Raw genomic sequence first — 16,620 nt, forward strand, 5'->3', positions numbered from 1 at the left:
ACAGGGGATAAATCCCCTGCTTAACACCATTAATCCCTACGGCTACCGTAGTAATCGTGCAGTTCGTTTTCCCATTCAACATCTTTCATATTGGGCCAATGGCCTTTGTCAAAACCCGGCGCCGTTTTGAGTCGCTCTAATGATATGTCCATGACAAAACATTTTTGCTCATGATTAAGTGTCAGCATCTTCCAAGGCACTGCAAACAGCTTTTCTCCAAAACCAAAATAAGTACTGAACGACAGTACCGCATACCCGACGTGGCCCGTTTCCACTTCAAGCATAATTTCTTTGATATCCCCTAAGGTTTCACCAGAATTATTAACAACATTATTGCCGATCAGTGTTTCAGCGCCCATCAGATATGGGCCGGGTCCTTGTGCCAATGATGGAGAAGCGAACTGTGGATTGTTGTAAATACCGTAAACATCGCGATCATGATAATTCATTTTGTTGACCTCTTTATTAGCGCAGCCCATGAAATTGGACAACGGAATAAGTGAAATACCAAACGTTGGTTTCGAATTGAACATGTCCGTCATTGGACATAAATTAGAGTATGCATCTCTACAATCACTCGCTCTGTTCGGCATACCGCTTATCAGGTAATGCGAATATAAACACATCGACTCGTCAGATCCCTGTAAGTGCGACACCGTACCGACATCCCATTTGCTACGGCACAGACTCATGTTACCCAGTGCAAAATTGCCCCGGTATCAGGAAGATTAGCCATGTCTATTGCGACTATTTTATTGATTATTTTAATTTTGTTATTTCTCGGCATGCTCCCCACTTGGCCCCATAGCCGAAACTGGGGTTATCGTCCTGGTGGACTTATAGGCATAGTGCTACTGGTGCTGATTATATTGCTGTTAACGGGACGCGTTAGCTAATGCCCCCATTTTTACTCTTTATCAAAAAGGATAATCTGATGAGAACAATTAAAATGTTAAGTATCTTCCTGCTGGCTCTAGGCTTAGTCGCCGTGGCCAGTTGCAGTTCTGCATACAACAAAGAAGGTACTGGCGAGTATTTAGACGACAGTGTGGTCACCACCAAAGTGAAAGCTGCCATTTTAGGTGATAAAAACTTAAGTGTGGCCGAGATTAATGTTGAAACCTTTAAAGGCGTGGTCCAGCTCAGCGGGTTTGTTAAATCGCGTGAAGATATCAATACTGCGGTAAAACTAACAAGCAAAGTCCCCGGCGTTATTTCAGTCAAAAACGATATGCAACTAAAATCTGGCGCACCTTCACCGCAACTAAAAAACTAGTCATTTAATCTCCATCATTCCGCAGCCCCGTTCTGATGCTGCGGCCCTTCTTTTTGCAGCAGATTTTCTGGTGCCAAGTCAATGCCACCACAGGTTGAACCGCTATGCCCACTCAACACCAAGACACATTAGCCCCACAAATTCAGAACCGATTAATCCGACATCTGCCAGTGGTGGAACAAGCAGATTTATTATCGCAAGCTGAATTAGTCCAACTTAACTTTGCCGACTTACTGTGCAAGCCTGGCGAGTCATATCAATATGTCTATTTTCCCTTAACGGCTTTTATTTCTTTGATTGCTAAACTCCCCAAACATCCGGCATTGGAAATGGGTTTGATTGGTTACGAAGGTATGCTTGGGGCGACAACCTTGTTGGGCACTCGGCAAGTGCCTTCAGAGGCGATAATCCAAGGTTCTGGTCAAGCTTGGCGGCTCCCCATTGAAACCTTTGAAAACTTACTCGCTCAAAATACCAATCTGAAGCAAATAGTAGAGACTTATCTATACACCTTGTTATGCCAATTATCACAAAATGCAGTCTGTGCCCATTTTCACTCCATTGAGTCTCGGCTAGCACGTTGGTTGCTAATGAGTCACGACCGAATTCAGACTGATGAGTTATATCTAACCCATCAATTTTTAGCCGACATGCTGGGTGTTAGGCGAAGCAGTATTACCGAGGCCGCAGGCAATTTACAGACCCGCGGCAGCATTTCATATAATCGTGGGCGATTACATATTCTTGATCGGCAAGCTCTACTTGCCCGATGCTGTAGCTGCTATCACTCAATGCGCACTTAAGTGCATATTTTCCGCTCAACGATTCAAAAAACCTGCCATTATGTTCGCTACCGTACATAGCATAGGTGTTTCTCGCTGTAACCTGAGTTAGCGACATCACCAAACAAGGACACGCTATCATAATGGACACACTAAAACTGAAATCTGTATCAGAGCGACCGCCACCGGAAACTCACTTCCCGCCAGAATCCAATCGGTTGTTATGTGAATTGCCAGAAGAAGTCAAACAACGTATCTTCCCGCATCTGGAACTGGTTCCATTAGAACTCGGACAAGTAGTCTGTGAAGCAGGCTCAAAGCAGCGTTATGTGTATTTCCCGCTGGACTCGATTATTTCGCTGCTATATGTGATGGAAAATGGGGCATCCGCTGAAATTGCTGTCGTTGGCAATGATGGTATGGTCGGCGTTGCCCTGTTTATGGGAGGAGAAAGCACCACGAGTCGCGCTGTTGTGCAAAGTGCTGGCGTTGCCTATCGCTTGTTTGGTCAGCGGCTTAAAGACGAATTTAACCGTCATGGCGCTCTGCTCCATCTGTTACTGCGTTACAGTCAGGTGCTACTGACCCAAATGGCCCAGACCGCGGTTTGCAATCGACACCATAGTATTGAACAGCAACTGTGTCGTTGGTTACTACTTTCGATAGATAGGCTGCCCGATGATCGCGTGCTGATGACACAGGAATTGATTGCCAATATGCTCGGCGTACGCCGTGAAGGTGTCACCGATGCGGCAGGCAAACTGCAACGCATGGGGGTAATCAATTACAGTCGTGGGAATATTGAAGTGGTCGATCGCGCGTTACTAGAACAAACCTGTTGTGAATGTTACACGGTCGTTAGACAGGAATCAGAACGGCTGATGCCACCTCAACAAGCGCAGCAAACATAAACGTACTGTGCACATAACGGATGGCTAGACCACTCGTACAACAGCCATTCTATCGTTATCCCATATGCCACTTCAGTACTAAACCCACACTGGTACTGCAGAGCATAAACAAAACAGGCAGTCATCAACCCTACACGCCAACATGGCGCAAACTGATGCAGCCTAATATCCGAAATATTACCCTTATAATCAATGCATTACTATTGACTGTATCGACCCACCCAGCAAACAAAAAACGTGCCGAGCGGCCAATATTGCCATCACTAATCCCATGCGCGCTAACGCACAGACGTTCAATATTTAGCAGGTCATGCACTCTTGCACTACACCGGGTTACTTGAGGTTTATATGAAAAAATTCACAGAACAACATAAATCCATCGATAACGATGCACAGAATTCCAACACCAACAAAGCCAATCCTCCCGTCGTAGCCCGCAACCGTCAGATGATCAAAACCACAGTTGCAGATAAAGCTAAACAAGACGTGGATACCAGTAAAAGCACACACAATAAGCGAGGTTGAAGAACTTAAATCAAACGACAAGGAAGGTAACTGGACTGAAAAAGAGCCAAATCATCACTCGTTAGACTAGGACGTGACGAACAAACAGGGAAAAGTTTCATTGATTAAGTGCAAAAACTAAACCTTGCAGTAACACACTGCGTTTAGCTCAAGCCGATGCAATCCTTACTGTGTCGGCCCTCTTTAACTCAGAGGAGTAGATCATGAATTTCCGTGGCGTCAAATTACTCACCATACCAACTGACTCAAAAATGGGGCTATTCACCAGCATATTGACTGTGCATGGTGGAATAACAAACCTAAAGACCACACTCGGTGCACTGTTTCCGAGAAAGGAATTTCAAATGAACATCAATAAAAATCAACAACCACAGCAATATCCAATCGGTCTACAGCGAGCCAAGCACTTCTTATTGGCAGGTTGTATTGCAACAGCGCTCGTGGGCTGCAGTTCAACGCCATTGACGAAGACCGCAGAAATGGAACGGGCTGAACACACCATTGCCCGCGCAGAGCAAGCAAGAGTCGGCCAATATGCCTCAAATGAACTGGCACAGGCCAGACTTAAACTTCAATCTGCAAGCAGCGCATTACTCAATATGGACACTGTCAGCGCCGATCGTTACGCCATAGAGGCGAGCCTTGAGGCCGAATTGGCCCAAGCTCGCGCTGAGCTGGCACAAGCCAATAGCGTCAATAATGAAATGAAAAACAATATCAGCATTCTGCAGCAAGAAATGTTGCGCCGTTCAGGAGGAATTCAGTAATGAAAAAACCTATCGTTTCATCGGGTCTGCCTTTACGTTTTAGCCATATACTGGCATATAGCCTACTCCTAACCACTGTAGCAGCTTGTAGCAGTACGCCCAAAATAGCTGAAGGCATCGGTGATATCCGTACAGAACTTAATAAACTGCAAGCGAATAATGAACTGGCAATTTTAGCCCCTGCTGCCATTAAACAAGCTGAAGAAGCCGTTCGCGCTGCTGAACAACCGGTAAAAGATGAGCAACAATCACAGCACCTAGTGTTTGTTGCTGATAAGAAAGTCAATATTGCCTTAGCTCAAGCGCAGAGCCGCTTTGCCGAAGATCAACACAAAGTCCTCGCCAAAAAACGCGATGACGCCAGATTGGATGCTCGCACCACAGAGGCCAATCAAGCCCATCAAGATGCGCGCCTAGCCCGTGCTGATGCTGCAGATGCGCGCCAGGAAACGACCGAACTGCAAGCCCAACTCACATTGCTGAATGCCCGTCAGTCAGAACGTGGTTGGGTCGTAACCTTAGGTGATGTTTTATTTGACACTGCCAAAGCGGATCTTAAGTCATCGACCAGTCAACATCTAACCAACCTAGCAAACTTTCTGAACAAGTATCCCGCGCGTGGTGCCATGATTGAGGGGTATACAGATAGCGTAGGCAGTGAACAATACAATCTGGGTTTATCGCAGCAAAGAGCTGATAGTGTTAGCCATTTTTTACAGGGAAAAGGGATCCAATCCAATCGGCTCAGTAGCCTAGGTAAAGGTGAAAGCTCACCTATTGCCAACAATGAGTCCGCCAGTGGCCGCCAGCAAAATCGTCGGGTTGAAGTCATCCTCACCGACACCGCACAGGCTCCACAGTAGCTATCACTTAATCATATTAAGATTTCAGCGTGATCCTTGCTGACATTTGAATCGAGTCTCATCGCTAATAAGATGAACAGCGCAGAAATTAAGGAGATCAGTAAAAAGCAAAAAGCCACATCTTTCGATGGGGCTTTTGCAATTTGGCGGAGCGGACGGGACTCGAACCCGCGACCCCCGGCGTGACAGGCCGGTATTCTAACCAACTGAACTACCGCTCCAAATTCTTCCATATCCAAATATTTGACAGGTATCTAACCCACTAACCCCAGCGTGACAGGCCGCTGATGTTAAAACGATAGTCTAACCAACTGAACTACCGCTCCAAATTTTTCCATATCCAAGTATTTCACAGGTATCTAACCCGCTAACCCCAGCGTGACAGGCCGCTGATGTTAAAACAGAACGATAATTCAACACACTTATCAAGGCTCTGCTTAAGATGCGAAGAATAATACGGTTGAGCCCTGCAGGCGTCAACCGTTTTTTTACTTCGATTTATCATTTGATTAAAAAAAAGCCAAGTCAATTGCAAACCTTGATTTATATCCCAAATATCGCTGCAACGTTCCAGTTCAAAGTCATAAATCAAACACATTAAGCAACGCTTGGCTAACGGTCTTTATCTGCCTCATCTGGCATAGTGAGATCGATTTCATCTAATGAAGGCGCTGCGGGTGGATTTGCAGATGCTTCATTCAATAAACGTAACTCCGCGGCAGCTAAGGCCTGCGCCAAACTTTGGCGCTTACGCCACACAATTAATCCCACCACGCCTAAGACTAATAAGATAGCGTTGACTGTAATGATCCAGAACATCGCATCTTTCTTCGCAAGCTCTTCTTCCTCTGCCGCTTTTTGTGCAGCAACAGCAGCCAACTCTTCGGCACTTGGTGGTGGTTCTGGTGGTTCAATTAAGTTAAAGAAAAGCTCAGGTAAATCCAGCACGATTTCACGACCAGTGACAGTCGTCGTAGCCACAAAACCTTTAATTCGATAACTACCAAACTCTGTCACTGTAGGTAAATCTAATTCAGAGTCAGGCTCAGTGAGACCATTAACAACCAAAGGCAGTTGCAAGCCAGCAGGACCGACTAACTCAAAGGAAAAATGCGTCTCAGCCAGCTGCAACACTGTCTTATCCACGTGTAACATGACTTTCCATTGCCCTGTTAGCGGATCGTCAGGGGTAATAACTTCTAGATTAATTGGCCGAGGTGACAATTTAAACGGGAATGAAACCTGCCGTTCAAACACATTATTACGTGCCTGCACGACAAACTCATAATCACCCCAAGGCTGCTTTATATTGATATTGCTGGTAAATACACCATCGTCGGGTTTTTCATCGTAATCTTCACCATTGTCTTTATAGGAACCAACAATAATGTCACCCGCGGCAAAGTTTTCATCGCCCGCCTTATGTTTACTCACAAAATGTGCCGTCCATTCGACTAAATAATCTAACCCAGGCATACGCACACGCTGCTCGTCACCCATTAACTGCGCGACAATTTTAACTTGCTCACCTTGGAAGATTGGCTGTGGTAAAGGCTGGACTTCGATTTCGAGTTTTGAGAGCTTTTTAAGGGTTGAACCTGAGACAACCTTGCCCACCAACTGCCAAGGTCCGGGCTGTGGTGACTCAATGTAAATAATATCGCCCGTTATACCATCAACCCACTTAACGGTTGCAGGATGACGATTGGCATACCATTTACTGCCATCGGGTAACACTATGACCACGGGCGCAGAGCCATATTCACGCTCCACTAATAAGGTCATATTATCGACCATATGATCAATACGAAAACGGTTTTTAAGCTCGGAAGCCGTCTCCAATCCTACAATCGGCGTAGCCTTGGGCGGCTTGACGACTTTTTTAGCGGGATCTAGGTCAGCGGCCAATACACTCGCCACACTAAATAACAGCGTAGTGGCAAGCAGGCAAAAAGCTAAAATGGGTTTATGGCGCGACATAGGCATAGTAATTCTTCTATCCTCTCCAGAGGCATTTACCTGATTTTGCGACTAAATCAAGGCGTTGTTCATGCATTGTCAGTTCATCGGCCGATGCGCCAATCACTTTAAGATTAAGTGATTGCGGATCAAAACGTTGAATCCCCCCCGCTTCCTGCCCCGCTTCTTCATTAGACAAATTAAACTTTGTCTGTCCGCCAGTCATGATCAGATAAACATCTGCGAGGATCTCGGCATCGAGTAATGCGCCGTGGTACTCGCGGCGAGAGGTATCGACGCCGTAACGCTTACAGAGCGCGTCGAGATTGTTTTTCTGGCCGGGATGTAAAAACTTAGCAATCTCTAAGGTATCGAGGATCTGACAAATATCAGCGGTTTTCGGACCACGCGGCTGCAGCAGTGAAAACTCATGATCCATGAAGTTCACGTCGAAGCTCGCGTTATGGGCGACGATTTCAGCGCCGTCGATAAAGTTGATAAACTCTTGAGCAATTTGATGGAAACGCGGCTCTTTAGCAACGCGCTCATCGGTAATACCGTGAACGGCGATGGCTTCGGGATCAATTGCTTGACCTGGATTGATATATTGGTGGTAATAACGCCCCGTCAAACGACGGTTCACCACTTCCACACAACCAATCTCGATGATCCTATGGCCTAAATAGATGGCGCCGCTGCCCTGGTTCATACCTGTGGTTTCGGTATCTAAAATAACCTGACGGCTAGCATTAGAGATAATATTCATGTTTTTATGCGCTTCTTATGACAATTTTTAGTTATACTCGGCCGAAATTCCCGGCTATGGTAACAATTTGATGACTGAACTAAAACTGATCCACATCTTCACCGACGGCTCTTGCTTAGGCAATCCCGGTCCTGGCGGCTATGGCATTGTAATGAATTATAAAGGCCATACAAAGGAGATGTCCGACGGTTTTGCGCTCACGACCAATAATCGCATGGAATTGTTAGCCCCAATCATAGCGTTAGAAAGCTTGAAAGAGCCTTGCCAAGTCGTGCTCACCAGCGACAGCCAATATATGCGCCAAGGCATAATGACATGGATCCATGGCTGGAAGAAAAAAGGTTGGATGACATCAAACCGTACCCCAGTCAAAAACGTTGACCTATGGAAACGATTAGATAAAGCCTCACAGATGCACACTATCGACTGGCAATGGGTTAAAGGTCATGCAGGCCACGCCGAAAACGAACGTTGCGATGTGTTAGCTCGCACCGCAGCAGAATCTAAACCAACCCAACCCGATTTAGGTTATCAGCCTTAACCCTGTGCCACTCAGTGTAAACTCGCTAAGTGCGAAAAAGTAAGTTCGATGCAATCACGCCTAAGTTAAGCACTTGGGCGTGATGATTTATTTCACTACTCATCTCACTGTCAGCTCACTATTTATGAGCCATTGCTATCAAACGGTTTATTTCAGTTCCACACCTGCAATATTGAAAAAATTCTCACAAAACAGCACAAAAGCTTGACCTAGGGATGTCGCCTGACGGCTCTTATGGGTGATGCGATAAAACTGCCGCTCGAGTACGAGTCCCTCAATCGTGACTAACGCCAATTCTTTACGACTGATTTCTTTCTCCAGCGCCAGCTCAGATAACACCCCAAGCCCAGCACCTTGTTTCACGGCCAATTTAATCGCATCCGGCGTAGTAAAGCAGAATTTAGCCTCTGGCTGCATATCCAACTCATTGGCGGCATTTACAAAATATTCGCGAGTGCCCGATCCTTCCTCACGTAGCACCCAAGACAGGCCTTTAACCGCCGCAGGTTTAACCACTTTCCCCGCCAGAGGATGCGCCGGATGACAAAACACCAGCAGCCTATCCTTATGCCATGCCTCGACACTCAAACGATTGTCAGTGCAATGGCCTTCAATAAAACCCATTTCAGAGCGGAACTGCGCAACCGCTTGGATCACATCTTGAGTATTAGTAATCGCCACATCCACATGGGTTTGAGTATGTTGCTGACAAAATGCCACGGCGGCTTTCGCCATTAGATAATTGCCGATTGTCGAACTGGCACTGATGCTTAAACGCCCAACCAGATCACCACCATGATAAGTAAATGCCTGCTCAATTTGTTCAACACGGTGTAATAGATCCGTTGCCAATGGCAGCAGTAAATTACCCTGGGAGTTAAGCTGTAATCGATTGCCAATACGTTCAAATAGGCGGGCATTTAGCTGCTTTTCTAATTCAGCCAAGGCCATAGATGTCGCCGGTGGTGATAAATTCACTTGTTCAGCCGCCTTCGCGACTTGGCCGCTACGTGCCACAGCCTCAAATACTGCCAGTTGTCTTAAGGTTATCCGCATATAAAAACCTGTACTTAAAATGGAAATGGCTTATCAGTTTTCCGAATGCTCTGATAAATGCCCCGAACGACCCGCGGTCGGCGCCGTGGTCCAATTTGTCTGCCGCACCTTACGTTTATCGCGAATAGGTGTGAGTGGCGACTCGAGTTTACGTGCCACAATCAAATACAAACTGCCCGCGCTAGGAAGCCATGACGCTAAACTCTGTTGAAAAAATCTACCTTGGGTAAACTCGCCCATTAATGGGTGATAGACCAAACGCTCATCCCCCACCACTTGATAACCTAATAAACCTAACCAATCTCGCACCCTCGAAGGCATAAAAAAACGGCCATTCCAAGGAAGACAATCCTGATATTTAGGCCATAACTTACCCAAAAATACCGGACTCAAGGGATTAAAACCGACGATAAAAAGATAGCCTCCGGCGATGAGTACCCTATCGGTTTCGCGAAGAATACGGTAAGGATCGGGTTCAAATTCGAGCAATAGACTCATTACCACCGCATCTATCGCCGCATTCTGCAGGGGTAAATGGCAAAAATCGCCTTCAATAGAGGCGCCTTTAGATGGCGAGAGTGAAAAATGATGGGCGACTGGCGATGCCATGCTCGACAATTCGGCACTCAAAGGCCCTAACTTTAATAAATGATAACCAAAGACTCTTGGCCACCAATCTTCAAGCTGTTTAGCGACGGCTTGCTGTAGTGCCTCACCATTGGGTAGGTCACTCCATTGTTCGGGCTTGAGCTCAGTACTAAAATGCGACACAGAGTTCCTCCGTTAGTTGGGTAGACAAGTATCCAATTGGGTCAAAGATGACCAACATTCTGCCACAGGGCAAAAGCGGCAAAGGTCGCCAAGGGCCGTTCACTCATGGATAATACCTTCATCTTCAAATTGAAATACAGACATAGGCAGTTCTATGCTCACTATAACAGCGATCAAAGCCTTTAATGACAATTATATCTGGGTGTTACAACAACAGCCCCATACTCAGGTTTATGTTGTCGATCCCGGCGATGCAAGTGTGGTCATTGACTACCTGCAAGCCAATCAACTCACGCTAGCGGGTATTTTACTGACCCACCACCACAATGACCATACGGGTGGCGTAGCAGCGCTTCAAGCCTATAGTCATAATAGACTCACGGTTTATGGCCCAGATAATGAGAAGATCGAAGGCATAACACATCCACTGCACGCAAAATCCAAGCCCAAATTCACACTGAAGTATCTCAGCGCTGATCTGCAAGTCCTAGATGTACCAGGCCACACAGCAGGACATATAGCCTACATTGTTGAAGATGCCTTATTTTGCGGTGACACCCTGTTTAGCGGCGGCTGCGGACGCTTATTTGAAGGCACGCCAGCGCAAATGCTCAACTCACTACAGCAACTTGCCCAGCTTCCCGCCGACACTCGGGTTTATTGTGCCCATGAGTACACACTTTCAAACCTCAAATTTGCCCTCGCGGTCAATCCCAACAATCGCGAGCTCCAAGACTATAACGAACGCGCGATGCAGTTACGTCGCCAAGACAAAGCGACTGTTCCCTCCACCATCGCTTTAGAGCGTGCCATCAATCCCTTTTTACGCCCAAGCGACACTGAAATTGTCGATAACATAAAACAGCATTTTAGCGGTCTAAATCACGCAAATTTAGACGAACTCAGCGGTTTTACCTTACTCAGACAGTGGAAAGATAATTTTTGATCACAAAAGCAATATTATAGATTGAAATTCAAACAGTTTTTCTCATTTTTGATGATGTAAGTCAAAAATGGCCTTACATTATGTACGATAATTAAGGGACAAGATCGAAAAGATCCCATAGAATGGCTCGTTTTGCGTGAAAACTTTGCGCGCTGCGTCGTCTTTATCTTCATATAAAACATACTGTTACTATAAAGAAAAGCGATGCACTAACAGAGGACTACCGTTTTCAATGAGAGTATCACTTTATGTTGTTGTAGGGGGATTTGCCCTACTCACAGGCTGTCAAACATTAGACAACCATGGCGTTAACCAAACAGAAGTTGAAGCCGTCACAACCGAAAATACAGTCCCAGAATATTACCTCGCAACCGAGGCTCCATCGGCGCAAATTACCGATGTGTGGGAGCGAATTCGTCAGGGCATGCAGTTACCGGTTCCAGATCAAAAATTGGTGAATCAATACCGTGATTGGTACATCAAAAATCCACAGCATCTGGCGATCATCTCGGAACGTGCTGCACCTTATATGTACATGATTGTAGAAGAACTTGAAAAGCGTCATCTTCCTATTGAGATAGCTTTGTTACCCATAATTGAAAGCGCCTTTGATCCATCCGCATCATCGACTGGCGCGGCATCGGGTCTGTGGCAATTTACCACACCTATGGCCAGTCATTTCGGTTTAGAAATGAACTGGTGGTATGACGGTCGCCGTGATGTCCCCGCATCAACGACTGCGGCGCTCGATATGCTGGAATACCTCTACGATAAAACCAATAACAATTGGCTTTATGCTATTGCTGCCTATAACTCGGGTGAATCACGGGTGCTCAATGCAATCAAACGTAACGAGAAAAAAGGCTTAAAAACGGATTTTTGGTCATTGGATTTGCCCAGAGAGACGGAGCGCTATGTGCCGCAACTGCTCGCACTGGCAGAAGTCATTAAACACGCTGATGAATATGGTATTTCTTTAGCGCCAATTGACAACAATCCCACTATTGAAGTGGTTGATATTGATAGCCAAATTGATTTAGCCATGGCGGCAGGTTTTGCCAATATGACCACGCTTGAGTTACAAAAACTCAACCCAGGTTATAACCGCTGGGCTACGTCGCCACTTGGTCCGCACACCTTAGTGCTACCAATTGATAAATCGGAAGAATTTAAAAAAGCGCTCGCTGAAACAGAAACCGAAGATAGGATCAGCTGGTTACGTTACACGATCAAATCTGGCGATAGCATTGGCAAGATTGCTACGCAGCACCATACGACCGTTGCCGCTATTCGCGCCGCCAACGGCATGAAAAGCAACACAATCGTCGCAGGCAAGCATTTGATTATTCCTGTCGATGCGCAAGACAAGCAGCTTTATGCCCTGTCAACTCAGCAGCAATTGCCGAAAAAATCACATGCTGCAGTTGAATCAACAAAAATTGCTTATCAGGTTAAGTCAGGAGACACACTCTCAGAAATAGCCCAAGCCCATAAAGTGACGGTGAAACAACTCAGCACTTGGAACAAATTGGCTAAGAATAGCAAGCTACAAAACGGTCAGAAGTTAGTGATCTTAGCACCAAAGGAGCTTGAGCAAACCGCACAAATTCGTACTGTTAGTTACAAGGTAAAATCCGGTGATTCACTTGCCCGTATCGCCAATAAATTTAACGTAACTGTTGCCGAGCTACTCGAGTGGAATAGCCTAGCGCAATCACAGTATTTACAACCAGGCCAAGTGATCAAATTAGTGGTTGATGAAACTAAGTTGAGTGCGTAGGGACTAAACTGGCACATAGTTCGAACGGATTAGTGCTATAAATCCTAAGCAAAATTGAGCCATAGATAACAAAAAGGCAGCAACCCTATCGGATTGCTGCCTTTTTCTATTATGAGAGGCGACGTTATTCCATCGTCAATAATAAAACAACAGGCGCCATAACAACGGCATCAGACTCTAATGCTTTAGCGGCAAAATGCGCTTCTAAGCGAGCACCATCTGCAGGTATTCCTGCAAATGCTTTAGGCGGAATACTAAATGAAGTCGTGATCACTTTCCCTGCCGCCAATTGGCTATCACGTAATGCTTGGGTAAACATCATATCATCCGACCAAGCCCACAGACGTTTGCCCTCTTGCGTTACCAACCACAAATCCGCCGTCATCCCAGAGTTATAACGTAGGCCGACTGCATAGGTTTGTGGATTTGTCACAGTCAATGTCGCCTTAACCGGCTGCTTAAAATCGATAAAAGGTTCTAGAGTTAATTCGCCGCGAAGCAAGCCTTGTGCCTTTTCTGCCATCACAGGTTCAGCCTTTAATGTCGGAGTGCTTTTAAGCCCAGAAACATCGAGCGCCAGATCGGCAGCGCGAATAATCTCAGGCTGAACGGCCGCAGCTGTTGTAGTCTCCCCCTTGGTTGACTGACTCGTGTCAGCGGCTTCGGGCGCCGAGCACCCAACAAGTTGCCCGCCGACAAAAGCACTCGCGCAAACAAGTAATGCGTAACGCGTTGAAGCAACCATTAAAAACCGCCTAGTTTTTTCAATAAGGAGTCTTTTAATTTTTCCTTAGCTTTGTCGGTTTCTTCCTTTAGCTGATTATTCAGTAAGGCTTTAGTATCCAAAGCATATTCAGGTTTTTGGAAAGTGCCTGTAATCGCCAACGGAATGTCAACTCCAGCCAGCGCATCTTTGTCGCTACCACCCTGACCCTTCAATGAATTCACTAGGCTAGCGGTTAGTCTGTAGTCCAAGGCTTCAGTCAATAAATTCGCAGTGCCTTTACCATCCAAACGCAGTAAAGGCGAAGACAAGGCAAGATCTGGATTCGTGGCAACGCCATTATCCAACGAGAAACTGCCCGTCAGACTCGAGAAGTCAGTTTTGCGCTCCGCCTTCGTTTCTGGCGATAAGTCGCCCTTTAACTTAGCTTGTGCGCTGCGGATCATCTGTGGAATATTTACCCCGTATAGAGCACCGTCATTAATATCAAAATGACCATTCGCTAACAAGTTTTTCTTTAACTGCTCAGGGATCAAACTCTTACCTTTCCCCTTCACATCAAAGTTGGCTGTACCGGCCAATAAATCCACATCCGCCGCATCTTTCAGCAAAGGACGAATTTGTACGCCCGTCACTTGTTTATCAAATTGATAACTCGCCACTGCTTGACGAGCATCAACCTGAGCGCTCACCAGCAACTGACCTTGATATAAATCCGCATTCAATTTCGTCAGATCTAACACGCCATTTTTAATGCCCACATCCATTAACCAATTTTGAGTCGACAGATTCGCGACCTTAATAGACTTAACAGTCAACTTGAGTTTTACATCAAGCTGCTTAAGGGCTGAGAGATCAGGCTCAACTGCCTGAGTGTTTGCTGCTGGCGCTTGTTCAGCGGTGGCGGTGGCCTCTGTTTTAGGTAACAGCGTATCTAAATCAATATCGCCGACTTGAAAATCAGCATTGATTTGCGGAATTTTTGTGGCGTAATTCACGCCAACTTTACCCGCAGCGGTAATGCTCGCCGCGGTAAGCTGCGCAATATCGACGGACAATTGCTGTTTATCAAGGGCGATTTGAGTTGCTAAGCTGACAGATGTTTCGAGTTTCTTGTTCGGAATACTCTCACCTTCCACCACAGTATCAATTTTCAGCCCATTGATAACGAGTTGTTTAAAGTCTCGACTGAGTTTTAGTTCACCTTTAGCTTCGCTACTTATCGTCATATCCGGCATAGTTGCACTGAATTCAAAGGCGATAGGCGCAAATTTATCTAAGGAAAACTCACCTAGGGTGAAGCTACTTAAGGTAAAGACTTGAGTCTGCTTATTAGCTTCGTCAATCAAATTAATTTGGGTATTGGTGATAGAAATGCCACCAATATTAATGTCGTTAAGTTTGGCATTCGATGAAGATTCGGCGGCAGCTGGAGACGCAGTTTTTGGGCTATTATCGCCGCTCAACCCATCGAAACTGCTAGTGCCATTTTTACGGGTGACTAAATTGATCGTTGCGCCATCGAGACTCAATTCTGCAATTTCAATTTTCTGACTAAACAATGGCATTAGCGCCACTTCAGCAACGGCTTTTTTGACTTCTAACATAGCCTTAGGCGTAAAGCCTTCAGGGTTAGATAAAGACACCCCTCCTAAATTAATACCTATGACAGGGAAAAATGTCCAAGATAAATCGTCAGTAATGACTAATTCACGACCCGTTTGTTTTTTTACGGCATCGACTATTTCAGGTTTAAAATCATTAGGGTCGAAAAAGACGGTGAGATAAACGGTAACTAAAAGAATGAGCGTCACCATTAAGGCTAAGAGCCACTTAATGAATTTCATATAAATATCCTTATCAAAAACAACTTGAATTTATAGCAACTAATGCATTTAGAAATGTTAATTTAAAAATGCAAAGTTCAACATTTCATCACTTACTGCAATACCATTTTCATCAGCATAGAGCATCATACCGGGCTTAACCGTCACGCCCCCCATATCGACAGCCACATTAATTTGGCCTTGACCTAACTTTTCGGTTTTTATCGGCATAGCCCCTAAGGCAAAGACACCTAAGCTGAAAGTATTTAATCTCGCCACATCGCGAACACAACCATTAATCACTATCCCTTGCCAACCATTATCTAAGGCGCTCTGCGCTATGAGGTCACCTAATAGTGCGCGGCGCAGAGAACCGCCGCCATCGACAACGAGCACTTTTCCATGCCCATCCTGTGCAAGTATCTCTTTTACCTTTGAATTATCCTCGAAGCACTTTACTGTGACTATCTCGCCCCAGAAGAGCCGTTTACCACCAAAGGGTTTAAATGCAAGGGGAAGTAACTGTAATTTAGACGGATAGTGGTCGAATAAATCTGGTAGTAGATCAAGCATTTGAATCTCCATGATAGTCTATAACTTTAGACTACTCATTATTGTAGACCCCGACAAGGTCAAAGCAAAAATCAGCGGAATTTTTTATTTCATTTTAACGTGCAAAGGCTTGGTGTATATTGGCATAAGCATTATAATCTGCGATAGTTAACGTCCTATGACACTCTTTAAAGTTTCATACATTTGTTCCCACACCTCTTTGTTATAAAGCGAAAACCAAATGACAACTGATCTTGATTTACAGAGCGCAATCGCAGCTCTTGATGAGTATGGATATGATAAGAAAGTCTCAACGGATCTTGAGCAAGCACGTAACAAGCAACAAATGGGTAAATATATTAAATCTCTCGACTATAGTTTACGTCGATTATTGATATTACAAGAAACCGTTAATGAGTTAGTTGAAGAAAAGAAACATCAATTAGCTCAGCAAGAGAATATTCAAACCTACAAAACAAAAATCATTAACTTGTCGAGAGAATTTAACATTTCTTACGATGAAGTATTAGCGCTGATGGCATCATCTAAATCTAAGAAGTAAGTTTATCGCCATT

19 protein-coding genes and 1 tRNA gene are annotated in these 16,620 nt (G+C 45.3%); 11 read left to right on the plus strand and 9 right to left on the minus strand.

Going from position 1 to position 16,620, the window contains the following annotated elements:
* Window positions 1-29: 29 nt before the first annotated feature.
* Window positions 30-449, minus strand: coding sequence for a PRC-barrel domain-containing protein (locus tag ACHA99_RS00975; protein ID WP_028760076.1), 420 nt, complete (start codon window positions 447-449; stop codon window positions 30-32).
* Window positions 450-734: 285 nt separating this feature from the next.
* Here ACHA99_RS00975 and ACHA99_RS00980 point away from each other — a divergent pair, with 285 nt between their 5' ends.
* From ACHA99_RS00980 to ACHA99_RS01010, 7 genes are all read left to right on the plus strand, one after another.
* Window positions 735-896, plus strand: coding sequence for a DUF3309 family protein (locus ACHA99_RS00980; RefSeq protein WP_081729035.1), 162 nt, complete (start codon window positions 735-737; stop codon window positions 894-896).
* Between the two features lie 38 nt (window positions 897-934).
* Complete coding sequence (locus tag ACHA99_RS00985) at window positions 935-1,276, plus strand: BON domain-containing protein (protein WP_028760077.1); 342 nt, start codon at window positions 935-937, stop codon at window positions 1,274-1,276.
* A 104-nt stretch (window positions 1,277-1,380) separates the two neighbouring features.
* Complete coding sequence (locus tag ACHA99_RS00990; protein ID WP_219250480.1) at window positions 1,381-2,079, plus strand: Crp/Fnr family transcriptional regulator; 699 nt, start codon at window positions 1,381-1,383, stop codon at window positions 2,077-2,079.
* Window positions 2,080-2,201: 122 nt separating this feature from the next.
* Window positions 2,202-2,969, plus strand: coding sequence for a Crp/Fnr family transcriptional regulator (locus ACHA99_RS00995; RefSeq protein ID WP_393940456.1), 768 nt, complete (start codon window positions 2,202-2,204; stop codon window positions 2,967-2,969).
* 348 nt (window positions 2,970-3,317) lie between these two features.
* Complete coding sequence (locus tag ACHA99_RS01000; RefSeq protein ID WP_263161017.1) at window positions 3,318-3,494, plus strand: hypothetical protein; 177 nt, start codon at window positions 3,318-3,320, stop codon at window positions 3,492-3,494.
* Between the two features lie 203 nt (window positions 3,495-3,697).
* Entirely contained in the window at window positions 3,698-4,261 is a 564-nt protein-coding gene (locus ACHA99_RS01005; protein WP_393940460.1) for a DUF4398 domain-containing protein, read from the plus strand.
* On the plus strand, window positions 4,261-5,124 hold the full coding sequence (locus tag ACHA99_RS01010; protein WP_330147004.1) for an OmpA family protein: 864 nt from the start codon (window positions 4,261-4,263) through the stop codon (window positions 5,122-5,124). Before ACHA99_RS01005 ends, ACHA99_RS01010 begins: the two co-directional genes overlap by 1 nt.
* Window positions 5,125-5,268: 144 nt before the next feature.
* Here ACHA99_RS01010 and ACHA99_RS01015 read toward each other — a convergent pair.
* From ACHA99_RS01015 to dnaQ, 3 genes are all read right to left on the minus strand, one after another.
* Window positions 5,269-5,345, minus strand: a tRNA-Asp gene (locus ACHA99_RS01015).
* Window positions 5,346-5,736: 391 nt separating this feature from the next.
* Window positions 5,737-7,110: a TIGR03503 family protein gene (locus tag ACHA99_RS01020; protein ID WP_393940463.1), complete on the minus strand. Its 1,374-nt coding sequence runs from the start codon at window positions 7,108-7,110 to the stop codon at window positions 5,737-5,739.
* A 10-nt stretch (window positions 7,111-7,120) separates the two neighbouring features.
* Window positions 7,121-7,849 carry a DNA polymerase III subunit epsilon gene (gene dnaQ / locus ACHA99_RS01025; protein ID WP_173245144.1) on the minus strand — a complete coding sequence of 243 codons (729 nt, stop codon included), beginning with the start codon at window positions 7,847-7,849 and terminating at the stop codon, window positions 7,121-7,123.
* Between the two features lie 70 nt (window positions 7,850-7,919).
* On the opposite strand from dnaQ, the gene rnhA reads away from it, so the two are divergent.
* Window positions 7,920-8,390 carry a ribonuclease HI gene (rnhA, locus tag ACHA99_RS01030; protein ID WP_006081489.1) on the plus strand — a complete coding sequence of 157 codons (471 nt, stop codon included), beginning with the start codon at window positions 7,920-7,922 and terminating at the stop codon, window positions 8,388-8,390.
* Window positions 8,391-8,537: 147 nt separating this feature from the next.
* On the opposite strand, the gene ACHA99_RS01035 is transcribed toward rnhA, so the two are convergent.
* Complete coding sequence (locus tag ACHA99_RS01035; RefSeq protein ID WP_105252337.1) at window positions 8,538-9,446, minus strand: LysR substrate-binding domain-containing protein; 909 nt, start codon at window positions 9,444-9,446, stop codon at window positions 8,538-8,540.
* 33 nt (window positions 9,447-9,479) lie between these two features.
* Window positions 9,480-10,217 (minus strand): class I SAM-dependent methyltransferase, encoded by a 738-nt coding sequence (locus tag ACHA99_RS01040; RefSeq protein WP_105252336.1) that lies wholly within the window; start codon window positions 10,215-10,217, stop codon window positions 9,480-9,482.
* Between the two features lie 154 nt (window positions 10,218-10,371).
* Here ACHA99_RS01040 and gloB point away from each other — a divergent pair, with 154 nt between their 5' ends.
* Complete coding sequence (gloB, locus tag ACHA99_RS01045; protein WP_393940470.1) at window positions 10,372-11,163, plus strand: hydroxyacylglutathione hydrolase; 792 nt, start codon at window positions 10,372-10,374, stop codon at window positions 11,161-11,163.
* 232 nt (window positions 11,164-11,395) lie between these two features.
* Entirely contained in the window at window positions 11,396-12,943 is a 1,548-nt protein-coding gene (locus tag ACHA99_RS01050; protein ID WP_393940474.1) for a LysM peptidoglycan-binding domain-containing protein, read from the plus strand.
* A 124-nt stretch (window positions 12,944-13,067) separates the two neighbouring features.
* Here the strand turns inward: ACHA99_RS01050 and ACHA99_RS01055 are convergent, their stop codons facing one another.
* Genes ACHA99_RS01055 through ACHA99_RS01065 form a run of 3 tightly spaced genes read right to left on the minus strand, consistent with a single transcriptional unit; the run spans window position 13,068 to window position 16,066 of the window.
* Window positions 13,068-13,688, minus strand: a complete 621-nt coding sequence (locus ACHA99_RS01055) for a BsuPI-related putative proteinase inhibitor (RefSeq protein WP_263161005.1) — start codon at window positions 13,686-13,688, stop codon at window positions 13,068-13,070.
* Window positions 13,688-15,514: an AsmA family protein gene (locus tag ACHA99_RS01060; RefSeq protein ID WP_263186747.1), complete on the minus strand. Its 1,827-nt coding sequence runs from the start codon at window positions 15,512-15,514 to the stop codon at window positions 13,688-13,690. The genes ACHA99_RS01055 and ACHA99_RS01060 overlap by 1 nt, the downstream gene beginning before the upstream one ends.
* Before the next feature lie 57 nt (window positions 15,515-15,571).
* Window positions 15,572-16,066 carry a putative 4-hydroxy-4-methyl-2-oxoglutarate aldolase gene (locus ACHA99_RS01065; protein ID WP_028760092.1) on the minus strand — a complete coding sequence of 165 codons (495 nt, stop codon included), beginning with the start codon at window positions 16,064-16,066 and terminating at the stop codon, window positions 15,572-15,574.
* Window positions 16,067-16,286: 220 nt separating this feature from the next.
* On the opposite strand from ACHA99_RS01065, the gene ACHA99_RS01070 reads away from it, so the two are divergent.
* On the plus strand, window positions 16,287-16,607 hold the full coding sequence (locus tag ACHA99_RS01070; protein WP_028760093.1) for a hypothetical protein: 321 nt from the start codon (window positions 16,287-16,289) through the stop codon (window positions 16,605-16,607).
* The last annotated feature ends 13 nt before the right edge of the window (window positions 16,608-16,620 follow it).

The sequence above is a fragment of the Shewanella sp. S23-S33 genome, from assembly GCF_043359565.1.
Taxonomy (GTDB): Bacteria; Pseudomonadota; Gammaproteobacteria; order Enterobacterales; family Shewanellaceae; genus Shewanella; species Shewanella oncorhynchi.